The sequence below is a fragment of the Mesorhizobium sp. M1A.F.Ca.ET.072.01.1.1 genome (assembly GCF_004023325.1).
Lineage (GTDB): Bacteria > Pseudomonadota > Alphaproteobacteria > Rhizobiales > Rhizobiaceae > Mesorhizobium.
In genome coordinates, this window is the sequence record NZ_RZSF01000820.1 from 1 (window position 1) to 381 (window position 381).

1 pseudogene is annotated in these 381 nt (G+C 71.7%); it reads left to right on the plus strand.

From position 1 onward, the window contains the following. Window positions 1-381: pseudogene (locus EOA32_RS38205) on the plus strand (MFS transporter); the annotation flags it as partial.

Below are 381 nucleotides of genomic sequence, written 5' to 3' on the forward strand. Positions count from 1 at the left end.
TCCGGACAGCGCCGCCGTCGACCTTGCCGTCACCCACGCCAAATCCGATCCGCGCACCACCCGCTTCTCCGGCCTCGTCAATGGCGTGCTGCGTTCGCTGGCCCGCGCCCAGGCCGCCGAGCTTGCCCCGGCGCTTGCCGCCACCAGCGACGCGCCGCACTGGCTTGCCGAGCGGCTGACCGCCGCCTACGGAGCCGACAAGGCGCACGCCATCCTTGCCGCGCATCGCCACGAGGCGCCGGTCGATTTCACCGTCAAGGCCGATCCAGCGCTTTGGGCCGAGCGCCTGGGCGGCATCGTTCTGCCGACCGGCACCGTGCGTGTCGAAAAGCTGTCGGCCAATGTCATCGACCTGCCCGGCTTCGCCGACGGCGCCTGGTG